Source organism: Streptomyces sp. NPDC026417 (genome assembly GCF_055567695.1).
Genome location: NZ_JBVHPY010000005.1, coordinates 143,006 through 157,143 on the forward strand (window position 1 = coordinate 143,006; position 14,138 = coordinate 157,143).

11 protein-coding genes are annotated in these 14,138 nt (G+C 70.0%); 4 read left to right on the forward strand and 7 right to left on the reverse strand.

Annotated elements, in window-relative coordinates:
* Positions 1–84: 84 nt before the first annotated feature.
* The 4 genes from ACZ4NT_RS10240 to ACZ4NT_RS10255 form a co-directional block, all read right to left on the reverse strand.
* Positions 85–549 carry an SH3 domain-containing protein gene (locus ACZ4NT_RS10240; RefSeq protein WP_467724632.1) on the reverse strand — a complete coding sequence of 155 codons (465 nt, stop codon included), beginning with the start codon at positions 547–549 and terminating at the stop codon, positions 85–87.
* 424 nt (positions 550–973) lie between these two features.
* Positions 974–2,215 (reverse strand): ATP-binding protein, encoded by a 1,242-nt coding sequence (locus ACZ4NT_RS10245; RefSeq protein ID WP_467724836.1) that lies wholly within the window; start codon positions 2,213–2,215, stop codon positions 974–976.
* 62 nt (positions 2,216–2,277) lie between these two features.
* Positions 2,278–3,111 carry a hypothetical protein gene (locus ACZ4NT_RS10250; RefSeq protein WP_467724634.1) on the reverse strand — a complete coding sequence of 278 codons (834 nt, stop codon included), beginning with the start codon at positions 3,109–3,111 and terminating at the stop codon, positions 2,278–2,280.
* A gap of 200 nt (positions 3,112–3,311) precedes the next feature.
* Entirely contained in the window at positions 3,312–3,818 is a 507-nt protein-coding gene (locus ACZ4NT_RS10255) for a dual specificity protein phosphatase family protein (RefSeq protein WP_183117003.1), read from the reverse strand.
* 117 nt (positions 3,819–3,935) lie between these two features.
* Here ACZ4NT_RS10255 and ACZ4NT_RS10260 point away from each other — a divergent pair, with 117 nt between their 5' ends.
* A complete protein-coding gene (locus tag ACZ4NT_RS10260) occupies positions 3,936–4,739 on the forward strand; it encodes a nuclease-related domain-containing protein (RefSeq protein WP_467724635.1) in 804 nt (267 codons plus the stop codon).
* A gap of 786 nt (positions 4,740–5,525) precedes the next feature.
* Here the strand turns inward: ACZ4NT_RS10260 and ACZ4NT_RS10265 are convergent.
* The gene (locus tag ACZ4NT_RS10265; RefSeq protein WP_467724637.1) at positions 5,526–6,116 is read right to left on the reverse strand and encodes a TetR/AcrR family transcriptional regulator; all 591 of its coding nucleotides are present in this window, start codon (positions 6,114–6,116) and stop codon (positions 5,526–5,528) included.
* Between the two features lie 157 nt (positions 6,117–6,273).
* Between ACZ4NT_RS10265 and ACZ4NT_RS10270 the strand changes: the two genes are divergently transcribed.
* Positions 6,274–7,233, forward strand: a complete 960-nt coding sequence (locus ACZ4NT_RS10270) for an alpha/beta hydrolase family protein (RefSeq protein WP_467724639.1) — start codon at positions 6,274–6,276, stop codon at positions 7,231–7,233.
* Positions 7,234–7,287: 54 nt separating this feature from the next.
* On the opposite strand, the gene ligD is transcribed toward ACZ4NT_RS10270, so the two are convergent.
* Positions 7,288–8,172, reverse strand: a complete 885-nt coding sequence (ligD, locus tag ACZ4NT_RS10275) for a non-homologous end-joining DNA ligase (protein WP_121405962.1) — start codon at positions 8,170–8,172, stop codon at positions 7,288–7,290.
* A 51-nt stretch (positions 8,173–8,223) separates the two neighbouring features.
* On the opposite strand from ligD, the gene ku reads away from it, so the two are divergent.
* Positions 8,224–9,315 (forward strand): non-homologous end joining protein Ku, encoded by a 1,092-nt coding sequence (gene ku, locus ACZ4NT_RS10280; protein WP_467724641.1) that lies wholly within the window; start codon positions 8,224–8,226, stop codon positions 9,313–9,315.
* 17 nt (positions 9,316–9,332) lie between these two features.
* Here the strand turns inward: ku and ACZ4NT_RS10285 are convergent, their stop codons facing one another.
* A complete protein-coding gene (locus ACZ4NT_RS10285; protein WP_467724642.1) occupies positions 9,333–10,400 on the reverse strand; it encodes a DUF6215 domain-containing protein in 1,068 nt (355 codons plus the stop codon).
* 644 nt (positions 10,401–11,044) lie between these two features.
* On the opposite strand from ACZ4NT_RS10285, the gene ACZ4NT_RS10290 reads away from it, so the two are divergent.
* A complete protein-coding gene (locus ACZ4NT_RS10290) occupies positions 11,045–14,137 on the forward strand; it encodes a BPTD_3080 family restriction endonuclease (protein ID WP_467724643.1) in 3,093 nt (1,030 codons plus the stop codon).
* The last annotated feature ends 1 nt before the right edge of the window (position 14,138 follow it).

Below are 14,138 nucleotides of genomic sequence, written 5' to 3' on the forward strand. Positions count from 1 at the left end.
AAGCAAGGGGCCTGATGTCCCGTTATGTCGCGAGAATCGGGCCAATGTGGTGGACCTCGGGGTGGGGGACGCCCCGGTGCACGGTCAGCACCAGCGGGGGGCCGCGCCGATGTTGTCGATGTACTTCGCCGAGCCCCAGGCCCAGGTGCCGTCCGTCAGGAGGTACCAGAGGTTGTTGCTGCCGACCGACTCGCCGCTCGTCTTGCAGAAGATGTGGACGATCGCGCCGTAGGGCTCGACGCGGATGACCGCGCTGCCGCGGGTCGGGGCGTCGCGCAGCACCAGTCCGCCGCGGGCGGTGACCCGGCCCTCGTAGAGGCGGGGGGTGTGGTTGGCGTCGTGGCTCCAGTCGCGGCCGGCGTTGTTCCAGCCCTGGACGCCCTCGGTCGAGCCCTGGGCACCGTTGTAGTCCTGGCTGCTGAGCTGGTTCTCGCCTGCTCCGGTGTCCCACTCGTCCGCGACGGCCGGGGAGGTCGTGGCGGCCAGGGTGGCGAGCGCACCGCCGGCGGCGGCTATACCGAGGCGGGTGAGCGTGGACCTCAGGATCATGGTGGCTCCTCCAGTAACGGGGCGAAGCTGTCTGTTCGCCACGTTAGGAGGGGGTGCGGCCGGACGCCCGTCACACTGCGCCATCGGGGATGTCCGGGGCGTAGGGGCGCTTTCAGGGCGGTGTCGGCCGTGTGTGGGGAGGTGGGCGGCCGGGGTGCCGTGTTCGCGGGTCGGCGGCCGCGTTCGTGCGGCGGGTGCGGCGGGTGCGGCGGGTGCGGCGGGTGCGGCGGGTGCGGCGGGTGCGGCGGGTGCGGCGGGTGCGGCGGGTGCCCCGGGTGCCGCGTCCGTGGGCGACGGGCGGCCGGGGCCCCGCGTTCGGGGGAGCGGCCGGGCTCCGTGATCGATGGGGCGGCGGGGTGCCGGGGCGCCCGGCAGGTGGTCGTCGAGCGGCGGACGCCGGCGGCCGACTCGAACTCTCGCTCGACTAACCGCTCGCGCGGTCCGGGGGCGCGGGGGGCGGGTCCGGCGGCGGTGGGTCTGGCGCCGGGGGGTCCGCCTCGGCCCGGGGGAGGGCCAGCGTCGCCACGGCACCGCCGTCCGGGGCATTGGCGAAGGTGAGCCGCGCGCCCAGCGCCTCCGCCTGTCCCAGCGCGATGGTCAGCCCCAGCCCGTGCCCCCGGGCACCGCCCTCCGTGCGGAACCGCTGCGGTCCGTGCGCCACCAGATACTCCGGAAAACCGCCGCCGTGGTCCCGCACGGTCACCACCGGTCCGTCGACGGTCAGCACCACCGGCGTCCGGCCGTGCTTGTGCGCGTTCGCCACCAGATTGCCGAGCACCCGTTCGAGCCGGCGGCGGTCGGTCTCCATCCACACGTCCCGTACGACCACCACCTCGGTCCCCGGCCCCCGCGCCACTCGTTCGGCGAGCGGTGCCAGCCACATCGCGTCGAGATCCAGCCGCTCGCCCCCGGTGTCGAGCCGGGAGATCTCCAGCAGGTCCTCGGTGAGCGTGCGCAGCGCGGCCACCCGGTCGCGGACCAGCTCCGTCGGCCGGCCCGGCGGCAGCAGCTCGGCCGCCGCGTGCAGCCCGGTCAGCGGGGTGCGCAGCTCGTGCGCCACGTCAGCGGTGAACCGCTGCTCGCTCAGCAGCTTGCCCTGCAGGGTCGCCGCCATGGTGTCCAACGCCCCGGCGACCGCCGCCACCTCGTCCTGCCGGCGCGTCGGATTCCGCGTGCGGGGGTCCTCGACCCGCGCGTCCAGATCGCCCGCGCTGATCCGCCGGGCCACCTGCGCCGTCGCGTGCAGCCGCCGGGTCACCCGCGTCACCGCGAACGCCCCCACCAGCAGCGTCGCGCCGATGGCCAGCGCCGAGGACCAGACGATCGCGCGGTCGAGCGCGTCGATGGTGTGGGCGCCCTGCGCGTAGTCGACCCGCACGGCCAGCGCGTGTCCGTCGTCGGCCGGCCCCGCCGCCCACATCGTCGGGCGCGGATCGTGCCGGCCGACCATCGTGCCGCGCTTCCCACCGGCCGCGAGCGCCCTCAGCGGCGCGGGCAGCCCCGGGAGGTCGACCCCGGCGCCCGGCGGGAGCCGGTCCCCGGCCTCGTACGACTCCGTCACCCCGGTGAGCCGGTCGAGGGCCTGCTCCCGGGCCTCACCGACGGTGTGGTTGGTCACCGAGACGTGCACGAGCAGACCGAGCAGCGCGGCCAGCGCACAGCACATCACCGTGATGAAGGCCGCTGCCTTCCAGGTGAGCGTCGCGGTCCACCGCGGCAGGCCCGGACTCACGAGCCGCTCTCCGACGGCAACACCGGCGTGCGGCTCGGCGCCGGCACGGGCGGCCGGCTCCTCGACGGCTCCGGCGACGCGCTCGGCGACGGGGTGCCCACCCGCAGGATCTCGTCGCGCGTCGCCAGCATCGCGTGCTGGTGCCGGTCCCACGTCCACACCGTCCGGTACTCGTAGCCCGGCAGCGTCGAGGGCGAGCGGATGATCACGGCCCGGCCCGCCAGCTCCACACCGGCCGTGCTGTCGGAGGTGGCCATGATCTGGATCAGTTCGTGCCTCATGAACGTGTACACCCGCACCGCCAGCTGGTTCCCGGGGAAACGGATGCCGAGCACCATGTCGTCCCTCCCGTCGCCGGTGAGGTCCCGGTAGTACGCCTGGAGCACCGGGCACTTCCGCCCGCGCGCGCCCCTCGCGCCGCAGTCCCGCAGCCGTTCCGCCGTCTGCGCGTACAGCGCGTGCGGGCCGCTGTACTCGCCCGGATGGGCGGCCACCTCGGCGCGCACCACGTCGAGCGGGTCCACCCGGTGGATGTCGTCGCCGGGCGCCCGGACGCCCTTGACCTTCTCGGTGTCCGCCTCGCCGTAGTCGAGCGCGGGCGTCGACGCGGGCGGCACCTCGGGCCACAGCCGCATCGGGCCCACGGCCGTCGGGGTGGAGCCGGCCGGCCGCAGGTCCCCGGGGTCGCCGCAGGCCGTGACAGCCGTCAGGAGGAACACGGCGAGTGCGGTGAGTGCGGTGAGGGTGGCGCCGGGGCGGCGAGGGCCGTGGAGACGGCGGAAGTCGCGGGAGTGGCCGGGGCCGGGGTGGGGGCGGCGGTCGGGGGTCACGGGGCTCCTGCGGCCGGGGCGGCCTCGGGGGCGCCGGGCGCGCGAGGTCCTCGGGGTCGACGGGACGCGGACGGCGGGCTCCTGCCACCGACGTCCCGTCACACCATATGCGCGTTGTGCGAGGTCTTCCTCCGCGTGGTGCGGGGCGTTCCCGGGGAAGCACTGTTGCCCGTCCCGTCCCGTCCCGATCCGCGGCCGGGCTACTCGGTGAGTTCCTCCAGGAGCCGGGCCGTCGCGAGGCCCGCCCGCAGGTAGTCCACGAACAGCTCGTTGTGCAGGGCCCACGGCGAGCGGCGGGCCCGGATGAGCCGGATCGCGTCCTCGGGGGCGCGGCCCGCGCGGACGAGGGCGTGCGCGACGACGAGGCCCGACCGGTTGTAGCCGTGGTAGCAGCGGACGAGCACCTTCCGTCCTCCGCCGACCGCGTCGTCCGCGGCCCGCGCGAGGCGCATCACGCCCGTCAGCTGCGTACCGTCCAGAGGGCCGTCCGGGATCGGCCACACGTGGTGCTCCACATCCGGGTCCGGGCCGTGCCCCGGCAGTCGCAGCAGCGTCAGGACCAGGTCGAATTCGTCGTGCACCACGGCGAACTCGTGCTGTCCCGAAGCCGCCCGGAACTCGTGGCCGCCCATCCACAGGCCGGGCACGATCTCGCTCCACGGGCTGTCCGGAACCGGTACGTCGGGTTGTTTCCCGCGGGTCCGCAACGGTGCCTCCCCCTACGGCCGTCACCGGCGTCAGGCCCTGCCAACTCCTCCCAAAGGTAGCCGGGTTCTTGCCCCTGGAGCACCCCTCCTGTTCCCATGGTCATGGGGTGATGGTGCATGAACGGACTGCGCGTCATACCGACCTGGCGGCACGGCCAGGAGCGGCTGTACGTCTGTCGCACGGACGGGAGGAACGTCGCCTGGTACGACCGTGAGGCGGCCCGGGTCAGCCTGCTCAGCGAGGACCGGCGCGAGGACGTGCTGGACGCGCTCGGGCCCTTCCTCACCGGGCCGGTGACGGTGGGGCCGCCCCCCGTTCCGACGCCCGCCGAACTCGCCCGACTCACCCTGCACCCCGACGACGACCTGGCCCCCAACCGGCCGGGGGAGGCGCTGCTGATCGCCCTCGACCGCGATCCGGGGCCCGCGCACCGGCTGCGGCCCGATCCGCGGCGGCGGGCGCTGGCCACCGAGCAGGCGGTGGGGGAGGCGCTCGACGGGCTGGAGGGGGCGGGGTGGCACACGCTGCACTCGGTGCCGCTCCCCGGCGACGACCGGCTCCACCACCTCGTCATCGGTCCCGGCGGGCTGTTCTCCGTGCGGACGCTGTACGCCCGCAAGCTGCGCGTTCTCGTCGCCGATCCGATGGTGACGGTGGGGCGCCGGGAGCCGTATCCGCTGTTACGGACGGTGCGGGCGGAGGCGGACCGTGCGTCGTACGCGCTGACGGCGGAGGTGCATCCCGTGCTGGTGCTGGCCGGGCCCTCCGGTGTGTCGGTCACCGCGCCGCCGCGGGCGGTCCGCATCCTCCGGGACACGGACCTGCCGTCGCTGGCCCGGCTGGGCGGCATCCTGAAGCCGGCGGACGTGGAGGCACTGCACGCGATGGCCCGAGACCGCCGGACGTGGACGCGCGTCTGACGCGCTGTCGCTGTCGCTGTCGCTGTCGGTGGGGTGGGGGTCGGGGCCGTGCCGGTACATCCGCCCGTCGCTGGTCGGGCACTGAGGTCCGTCACCAGCGTTCCTCGGTGGGGTGTGGCCCCGTCTCGACGGGCATGTGATGTACCGGCACGGCCCCTTCCGTGCACTGGCGGCTGCGGGTGCGTACGGGTTGCGCGGCGTGCAGGCGGCACGTCATCAGCTGCGGGTAGGCGGGCGGGCGCGGAGTGGGGCGCCGGTCGGTCGTTCGCTCCAACCGCGGGCAGACGTGAGCGGAGTGGCGTGGCGCCCGGCCGGCTCTAGCTGCAGGCGCGCGCGGCTTCAGCTGCGGGCAGGCGGCGCGGGGGTGCCCAGTCGGCCTTGGCTGCGGGGAGGCGTGCCGGGAGTGGGGCGGCGCCCGGTCGGCCGCCCTGGCTGCGGGCATGCGGCGCAGGGGGGGCTCGGTCGGCCGCAGCTGCGGGCAGGCGTGCCGCAAGGGGCGGCACGGGTGGGCGCAGGCGGCACCCCGCAGGCGCCGGGTTCGCCGCCCCACCCGGCGCCGGCCGGGACCAGGGGGGCTGATGTACGAGGGGAATTGGGCCCACCTGGGCGGCACTCTGAGGCACCGAGTTCGCCGACGCACCCCGGTGCAAGCTGGGACCAAGGGTGCTGATGTACGTAGGGGAGTGAGCCCTCCGGCGGCACCGGTAACCGCCGGGCTCGCGCCGCGCCCCGGTACGGGAGTACGAGAAGCGGCGGGCCCCCCGAGGCGCCCCCGCCGGGGAAACGTCAAGCCGCCGACCGCAGACCCGCGATGAGCAGCCCCACCAACCGCCGCGCGTCATAGCGAGGATCACCGTCCGCACCGATACAGAGATTCCCCACCCCCCGCATCAACTCGAGCGCTCCCACGTTCGACCGGATCTCCCCCGCCTCACCCGCGGCCGCGAGCAACTCCCCGCACACCGGCACGAGCCGATCGAGGAAGTAGGCGTGCAGCGCCTCGAACCCGGCGTTGTCCGACTGCAGCACCGCGGCGAGCCCGTGCTTGGTGACCAGGAAGTCCACGAAGGCGTCGATCCACTGCCCCAGCGCGGCATACGCGCTCGTGCTGCCCGCCAGCAACGCGGGCCCCGCCTCGGCACAGGCGTCGACCTGGTGCCGGTAGACGGCGATGATCAGATCCGCCCGCGTCGGGAAGTGGCGATAGATCGTGCCCAGCCCCACCCCCGCCTCGGCCGCGATGTCCCGCACGGGCGCCTCCACGCCGGACCGCACGAACACCGCGGCAGCCGCGTCGAGCAGCGTCCCCTCGTTGCGCCGGGCATCCCTCCGCTTGGACCGGACCGGCCGCCCCGCACCCTCGTCGACGTCGTTCATCGCGCAGCTCCCTGTGCCCTCGCTCTTGCTAAAACGGAACACTGTTCCGTATCGTTTCCGGAACAAGGTTCCGCTTGCTCATGATGTCAGAGCGCGGGCCGTGCGACCAAGCCCTGTCCGGCCCGGCTCGACTCAGTCAACGAACGGAAGTACGGCCATGTCCGACACCAGCACCGCCACCCCGCCGCAGGCCACGGGTGCCCCAGCCGCCGTCCTGTCCGCGAAGCCGGTCGTCCTGCCGGCCCCCGGCCGCGGCGAGGACCTCCAGGTCCGCGTCACCGCCCCCGCGACCGGCGCCGGCCTGCCCGTCGTCGTCTTCTCCCACGGCTACGGTCAGTCCATGGACGGCTATGCGCCGCTCACGGACTTCTGGGCCGCCCACGGCTTCGTCGTACTGCAGCCCACCCACCTCGACTCACGGACGCTCGCCGTTCCTGCCGACGACCCGCGTACGCCGCGCATCTGGCGTATCCGGATCGACGACGTCCGGCGCGTCCTGGACGGGCTCGACGTCCTGACGGCCGCTGTACCCGGACTGGCGAAACGCGTCGACCGCGGCCGCATCGCCGTCGCCGGCCACTCGTGGGGTGCCCAGACGGTGAGCACACTGCTGGGCGCACGCGTCCTGGACGCGGAGGGCGTCCCCGGTGAGGACTTCTCCGACCCCCGGGTCGGGGCGGGCGTACTGCTCGCGCTGACCGGCCGGGGCGGCGAGGACCTGTCCCCCTTCGCGGCCGAGCACTTCCCGTTCATGAACCCGTCCTTCGACCGGATGGCGACCCCGGCTCTCGTCGTCGCCGGCGACCAGGACCGGTCCGCGCTGACGACCCGCGGCCCCGACTGGTTCGCCGACCCCTACCACCTCAGCCCGGGCGACAAGAGCCTGCTCACCCTCTTCGGCGCCGAACACTCGCTCGGCGGCATCCCCGGCCACGACGCCGCGGAGACGACCGACGCGAGCCCCGAACGCGTCGCCCTCATCCAGCGGCTCACCTCGGCCTACCTGCGTTCGGCCCTGTGCCCCGGGGACGACGGCTGGCAGACGGCGAGCTCCGCGCTGGAGGCGGACGGGCACCCACTGGGACGCCTCCAGAGCAAGCACGCGTCACGCCGCTAGCGGCACCGGCGGCCACGACTGCCCGCGGGCGCACCGGAGCAGCGGGCCGGAACCTCACCCCGGGAGCGGCCTCGCGTGGTCCGGATCCAGCAGCGGCGCCAGCAGATCCCCGTGCCGCGCGAGACGGGGCTCGATGTCCGCGGCCAGGAAGACCAGGTGGCCGGGGTCGGTGCAGTCGGCGACCTCGTCCCAGGTCACCGGCGCGGAGACGCTCGGCTCGGCGCGGGCCCGCAAGGTGTACGCCGTCGCCGTGGTCTTCCGCGCCGCGTTCTGGCTGAAGTCGACGAACACCTTCCCCGGCCGCAGGCTGCGCGTCATCCGGTGGGTGACCCGGCCGGCCAGCGCCCCCTCGGCCTCCACGGCGAGCTTCTTGGCGTACGCCGACACGTCCTCGGAGGGCGTCGGCTCGATCCCCGCCAACAGGTGCAGGCCCTTGGACCCGGACGTCTTCGCGTACGCCTCGATGCCGTCCGCCGCCAGCCGCTCCCGCAGCCACAGGGCGACCTCGCAGCACTCGACGACGGTCGCGGGCGCCCCCGGGTCGAGGTCGAAGACCATCCGGTCGGCGAGGCCCGGCGTCTCGATCCGCCACTGGTGCGTGTGGAACTCCGTCACGAGATTCGCCGCCCACATCAGGCTGGCCAGGTCCTGGACGAGGACCATCCGGGCGGGCCCCTCCGAGCGGGGGACCTCGGCCGTCGTGACCCAGTCGGGCGTACCGGGCGGCACGTTCTTGGCGAAGAAGACCTGACCGTCCGGGCCGTCCGGGTAGCGCAGGAAGGACAGGGGCCGCGCGTGGAGGTGTGCCAGCAGGGCGTCCGCGTTCGTCGCGTAGTAGTGCAGCAGCTCGCCCTTGGTGAAGCCGGTCGCCGGATACAGGACCTTCTCCAGGTTGCTCAGCGCGAGCCGTCGCCCCTCCACCTCGGTAATCGGCGTCATACGATGAGAATCCCACGAAACCAGGTGATATCGACCGGAAAGGTGCGGCACGTGCGATCCATCTGGAACGGCGCCATCTCCTTCGGCCTGGTCAGCATCCCGATCAAGCTGGTGAACGCCACGGAGAGCCACTCGATCTCCTTCCGCCAGATCCACCTGGAGGACGGCGGCCGTATCCGCTACCGCAAGGTCTGCGAGCTGGAGGACCGCGAGGTCACCACGGGGGAGATCGGCAAGGGCTACCAGGACGCCGACGGCACGATCATCCCGATCACGGACGACGACCTGGCCCAGCTCCCGATCCCCACGGCCCGGACCATCGAGATCGTCGCCTTCGTGCCGGCCGACCGGATCGACCCGCTCCAGATGGACACCGCGTACTACCTCTCCGCGAACGGCGTCCCCGCCGCCAAGCCGTACACCCTGCTGCGCGAGGCACTCAAGCGCAGCAACAAGGTCGCCATCGCCAAGTTCGCCCTGCGCGGGCGGGAACGGCTCGGCATGCTCCGCGTCGTCGACGACGTCATCGCCATGCACGGCCTGCTCTGGCCGGACGAGATCCGCGCACCCGAGGGCGTCGCCCCCGACACCGGCGTCACCGTCCGCGACCAGGAACTGGACCTGGCCGACGCCCTGATGGACACCCTCGGCGAGGTCGACCTGGAGGACCTGCACGACGACTACCGCGAGGCCGTGGAGGAACTCATCGCCACCAAGGCCTCCGGCGAGGAGGTGGCCGGCCCGCCCGCGAAGGAGGGGACCGGCGGCAAGGTGCTCGACCTGATGGCCGCGCTGGAGAACAGCGTGCGCGCGGCCAAGGAGTCGCGCGGCGAGGACGCGCGCGCGGAGGAGGCGGAGGTCACGCACCTCACGGGCCGCAAGCAGCCGTCCCGGAAGTCGGCCGCCGCCCCGAAGGACGTCGGCGGGAAGAAGTCCACGTCCACCGCGAAGAAGACCGCGGCCAAGAAGACGACCGCCACGAAGAAGGCGACGGAGAAGGCGACCGAGAAGAAGGCGGCGGGCGGCCGGAAGACGACCGCCAAGAAGACGTCCTCCGGCACCACGGCGAAGACCACCGGCAAGACGACTGCGAAGGCCGCGCCGAAAAAGACGGCAGCCCCCCGCAAACGCGCGTCAGCCTGAGGCGCGAGCTGCAGGGTTCAGGCGTGTTGTCGGGCAGTTGGCTCGGGGATCTTCGGAAGAACCCTCTCGGCGAGGGTGAGCAGGACGCTGTCGTCCGGGAGGGCTCCGGACGTGCTGTAGACGGAGATGTCGCAGTAGCCGCCCCGGTCCTTGCGGTCCAGAGCGACCGTCAGCGTCCTGGCCAGGGGACCCTGCTCGACCGGTCCGCCGGACCCGCCACTCCCGAGATCGATCTCGATCTTCATGGTGTGGTCCGAGGAGAGGACCGCGGGCCGACCGAGAACGTCGAGCGACTTGATGTCCGTCTCCGACCCGTACTTCATCAGCTTCACGTATTGGTCGATCGTCAGATGGTTGTACGTGGCGGAGACGTTCACGGTGTACGTGTCGAACGTGACCTCGGCCTCCGGGAGGGCGACCTTCCCGTCGGTCAGGGGAGCGGTGTTGTTGGTGCCGGAGGCACTGGTGGCGATCTCTCCGGGCGTCCCGAGGGCCTTGGCCAGGCCGGGACGGTTGAGCGCCTCGCACAGCTCGTCACCGGTCACGGGCTTGGGCGTCCGCGTGAAGGCCTTCGGGAGCTTCTCCTTTTCCCCGTCCGAACACGAGGCGGGCTGCGGGGTGTTGTCATTGGCCGGCATGAAGCGCGGGCCGGCCCACACGGCGACCGCGAGAGCCCCGAACACGGCCACGGCGGCGACGGCCTGGCCCCACGCGTTGTGGTCCTTCTCAGGCGAGACCGGACCGGGAAGCGTCGCGGCGGGGGCCGGGACGGGGGCCTGGGGCGGCGGCTGGACCTGCGGCTGGACCTGCCCCTGCCCCTGCGGCTGGGCCTGGGCGGGCGCATCGACTGCCGCCCCATCCGCGGCGGCTGCCAAACCCGGGTTCCGTCGTGCGCGCAGGGCGCGGACCACCGTGTGGACGCGTACGGCGGTGAACACGAGGAACAGCGCCCCGAAACCGGCCGTGGCCAGGTCGGGATCGCGGACGGCGAGATACACGAGCCGCACGCCGAGAACAGACCCGCCTGCGATGAGCAACGGCTCACGAACCCAGAAGGGCAGGAGACGGAGAAGGAAACCGAGCATCCGCTGATCACATCAGCCCAAGATCACCCCCGCCATGACGGAAGCCACAGTTCCGGGCCCGTGCTTGAACGCGGGCACCCCGGACCCAGACTGACGAAACGCCAGCGCCCGTCAAACCGAAGCAATCTGACGTTCCCATGGGCAGGTGTGGAGCGAAACACCCACCCTACACCTCCCACCCGCCACTGCAGACCCGGCGCTGCTCGTCGCAATCACTGCGTACACGGGCAACGGGGGTAGGGGGGCCGAGTCCAACCCCCGGTATCGCACACTTCGGCTGACTCACAAGCTGATCACCCTGCTCCAGGGGCAGCCCCCGGCAGGTTTTGCACCTGCGCACACGGCTCCGGAGGGCGCTTTTGCTTGGTGCTCGTGCGCAGGTCACAGCTCCGCGTCGACCGGCCGCAGGTTCACGCGTCCACAGATAGTCCACGCAGACCGGATTCGCCAGCCCCGGACCGCGCAGGCGGGACGGCCGCTCAGGAACGCCCTGGATAGATGTCCCGCAGATGGCCGGTTTGGTGGCTCGGTGCTGGCCGGGCACGTGAGACGGAACGGACGTCTCGGGCGTTAGCTTTGACGTGTGCCCCCTCACTATGATCGGACCCCAGTAGGATCAGGCGCTGTACCGAGGGGGAGAGTCGATGACGGAGATGGCCGGCGGATCTGTCGAGGCGCTGGCTAACCCGATCATCAACTCACCATATGAGGTTCCGAGTAGGCACTTCGAGCTCGGGCCCAAGGGGCCCACGGGTGCGATCTTGGAGCACCGTCGTCCAAGTGAGTCGTTTATCCCAGTTGCCCCAGTACGTAAGGGGCGCAAGAAGGGCAGCGACAACGGATTCCAAGAAGCGTTTGCGCTTACTCAAGAGCAGGTCGTTCGTAACACGCTGATCGACCAGTTGCGCAGTGAGGTCGCGCTTTGGCGGGCCCGTAACTACGACGGCGTCACTCCGACGACGCGAAAGTTGCTCCTGCATTGGGCAGATCCGAACCGGGATAATCGGGTCCTTTTTGCTCAACGAGAGGCCGCTGAGACCGCGATCTTCCTAGCAGAGGTGAGTGGCCGAAAGACTGCTTACGGCACAGTCCGCGACTGGCGCGGCGAGCTGGCGGAGCGCAACGAAGAAAACAACGCTCGCCTTCCTCGGGTCGCCCTGAAGATGGCCACTGGCGCGGGCAAGACCGTTGTGATGGCGATGTTGATCGCCTGGCATACCCTCAATAAGGTCACGAGCCCGCGAGATCCGCGCTTCGTGAAGCGATTTCTCATCATCACGCCCGGTATTACCATTCGCGATCGGCTTCGGGTGCTGCAGCCCAACGACCCGGGCAACTACTACGACCTGCGCGACCTGGTGCCGGCCGACCTCAAAGGTCAGCTCGGTAAGGCGCAGATCCTCGTGACGAACTACCACGCTTTCCTGCGCAAGGACGCTCGGGAGATCAAAGGCGTCTCAAGGAGTACGCGCCAAATCCTGCTTGCTGGGAAAAAAGAGGACCCGTTCAAGGAGACCGAGGATGCAATGGTTTCCCGTGTCCTGCGCGGCTGGGGCGTTGGCAGCGCCAAGAAGCAGAGCGATATTCTCGTCATTAATGACGAAGCGCACCACTGCTATCAAGATAAGCCCATCACCATTGAGGGTGAGGAGCTAGACGCAGAGGCAAAGGACCGCAACGCCGATGCCCGTGTCTGGTTCAAAGGGTTGCAGGCAATCGCTCGCAAGGTCGGCATCAAAGCCATTTACGATCTATCGGCTACGCCTTTCTATCTCTCTGGGTCCGGATACAAGGAAGGCTTTATCTTCCCTTGGGTGGTTAGCGATTTTTCGCTAATGGATGCCATCGAAAGCGGTATCGTCAAGGTGCCGCGGATCCCTGTCGACGACGATGCGGCTCACGAAGCGGTCACCTATCTGAACCTTTGGGAATCGGTCGGTAAAGTACTGCCCAAGCGTGGACGCAAAAACCAAGACCCAGGCGACTGGGTTCCCCCGGATGAGCTGGTTGGTGCCCTGCATAGTCTCTACGGGTCCTATGAAAGGGCTTTCGCGCATTGGGAGAGCGAGCTGCGACCTCTTGGTGAGACACCGCCAGTCTTCATCGTCGTCTGTCCCAATACCGCGGTCTCCAAATTGGTCCATGACTGGATTGCCGGCTGGGAGCGCACACCTGGCAACCTACCGTTGTTCAGTAACGTGGTCGACAGTCAACCGTTGGCCCGCCCGCGTACCATCCTCGTGGACTCCGCCCAGTTGGAGTCTGGTGAAGCCATGAAGAAAGACTTCAAGGATGCGGCCGCACCCGAGATTGAGGCCTTCAAAGCAGAGCTCCGGCTGCGCAACCCAGGGGCGGATGTCGACGTAACTGATGAAGATCTGCTCCGCGAGGTTATGAACACCGTCGGAAAGCCTGGACGGCTGGGTGAGCAGGTGCGATGCGTCGTGTCCGTCGCCATGCTCACTGAGGGCTGGGACGCCAACACGGTCACTCACATTCTCGGCATTCGCGCGTTCCGTAGCCAGCTGCTCTGCGAGCAGGTCGTCGGCCGCGGTCTGAGGCGTCGTTCTTATGACGCCAACGAGGACGGCTTCTTCGAGCCGGAATATGCGTCGGTCTATGGCGTGCCATTCGCTTTCATCCCCACCGATCGCCCTCAGGCCGCCCCCAAGCCTCCGCGGCCGACGACGCTGGTCCGCACAGTTGAGGACCGTGCCCATCTGCGCATTAGGTTTCCCAAACTCAGCGGCTACCGGCTAGAGGTTCCTGATGCTGGTTTCTCTCTGGCCGACGATCTCGAGCCGTTCGTGATTGGTCCCGGCACCATTCCAACTTGGACTGAGGCCGCGCCGATAGTGGGGGAGAGTGAAGTAATTGAAGACGCGCCGAAATCCGAACGGCCGCAGACCGTTGCGTACTGGCTAGCTAAGCGGCTGCTCACTACTCATTTCCGGACGGAAAGAGACGCTGGCGACACTAGGCCATGGTTGTTCCCTGAACTAGCACGAGTGTGCAGGGACTGGATTGAACGGGCGGTGATGGTCGAAGACGGCTTCGACCTCGGCTTTCTGATTCGCTACGTCCAGTGGCAGGCGCGAGCTGCGGACGCGGTCTACGCCGCGGTGATGAGACAGGAGGATGACCGTAGGGCCCGTTTGCGACCGATCCTGCGTCCCTTCGATCCTGTCGGCTCGACCGAAAAGGTGGCGTTCCACACGCGTAAGGTTGCCCTCGTTGCGGATCCAGACCGTTGCGAAATCAGTCACGTCGTCCTCGATGGATCCGTAGGTAACACCTGGGAACAGCTTCTGATGGCCTACGCCGAGAAGCACCGTGACGTGTTGGCTTACGCCAAGAACGACCATCTCGGCTTCGAGATCCCCTACGTCCATGAGGGCACACGACACGACTATGTGCCGGATTTCCTAATTAAGCTACGGACGGCGCCTGGCGATGTCGAGCGCACACTCATCGTCGAGGTGTCTGGTGGCCAGAAGCGGTTGCATCTTCCTGGACTAACCGACATGAAAGTGGTGGCGGCACGCGACACCTGGTGTGTAGCTGTTAACAACCACGGTGGGTTCGGCCGCTGGGGGTACCTCGAGATCATCGACCCAACTACTGCCGAGCCGGTGCTCGACGACGCCATCCGCCGCCTTTATGCCGACGAAGACGCGATTACCGGCGATCCTAATCGAGCCGACTTCCACGAGAGGACCTCTGTTGCCGCCCCGTAAC

Bases quoted from the DNA above. Each gene is read 5' to 3' on its own strand.
- ACZ4NT_RS10240 (WP_467724632.1), bottom strand. From the start codon at position 549: ATGATCCTGAGGTCCACGCTCACCCGCCTCGGTATAGCCGCCGCCGGC.
- ACZ4NT_RS10245 (WP_467724836.1), bottom strand. From the start codon at position 2,215: ATGTGCTGTGCGCTGGCCGCGCTGCTCGGTCTGCTCGTGCACGTCTCG.
- ACZ4NT_RS10260 (WP_467724635.1), top strand. From the start codon at position 3,936: ATGAACGGACTGCGCGTCATACCGACCTGGCGGCACGGCCAGGAGCGG.
- ACZ4NT_RS10265 (WP_467724637.1), bottom strand. From the start codon at position 6,116: ATGAACGACGTCGACGAGGGTGCGGGGCGGCCGGTCCGGTCCAAGCGG.
- ACZ4NT_RS10270 (WP_467724639.1), top strand. From the start codon at position 6,274: ATGTCCGACACCAGCACCGCCACCCCGCCGCAGGCCACGGGTGCCCCA.
- ligD (WP_121405962.1), bottom strand. From the start codon at position 8,172: ATGACGCCGATTACCGAGGTGGAGGGGCGACGGCTCGCGCTGAGCAAC.
- ACZ4NT_RS10285 (WP_467724642.1), bottom strand. From the start codon at position 10,400: ATGCTCGGTTTCCTTCTCCGTCTCCTGCCCTTCTGGGTTCGTGAGCCG.
- ACZ4NT_RS10290 (WP_467724643.1), top strand. From the start codon at position 11,045: ATGACGGAGATGGCCGGCGGATCTGTCGAGGCGCTGGCTAACCCGATC.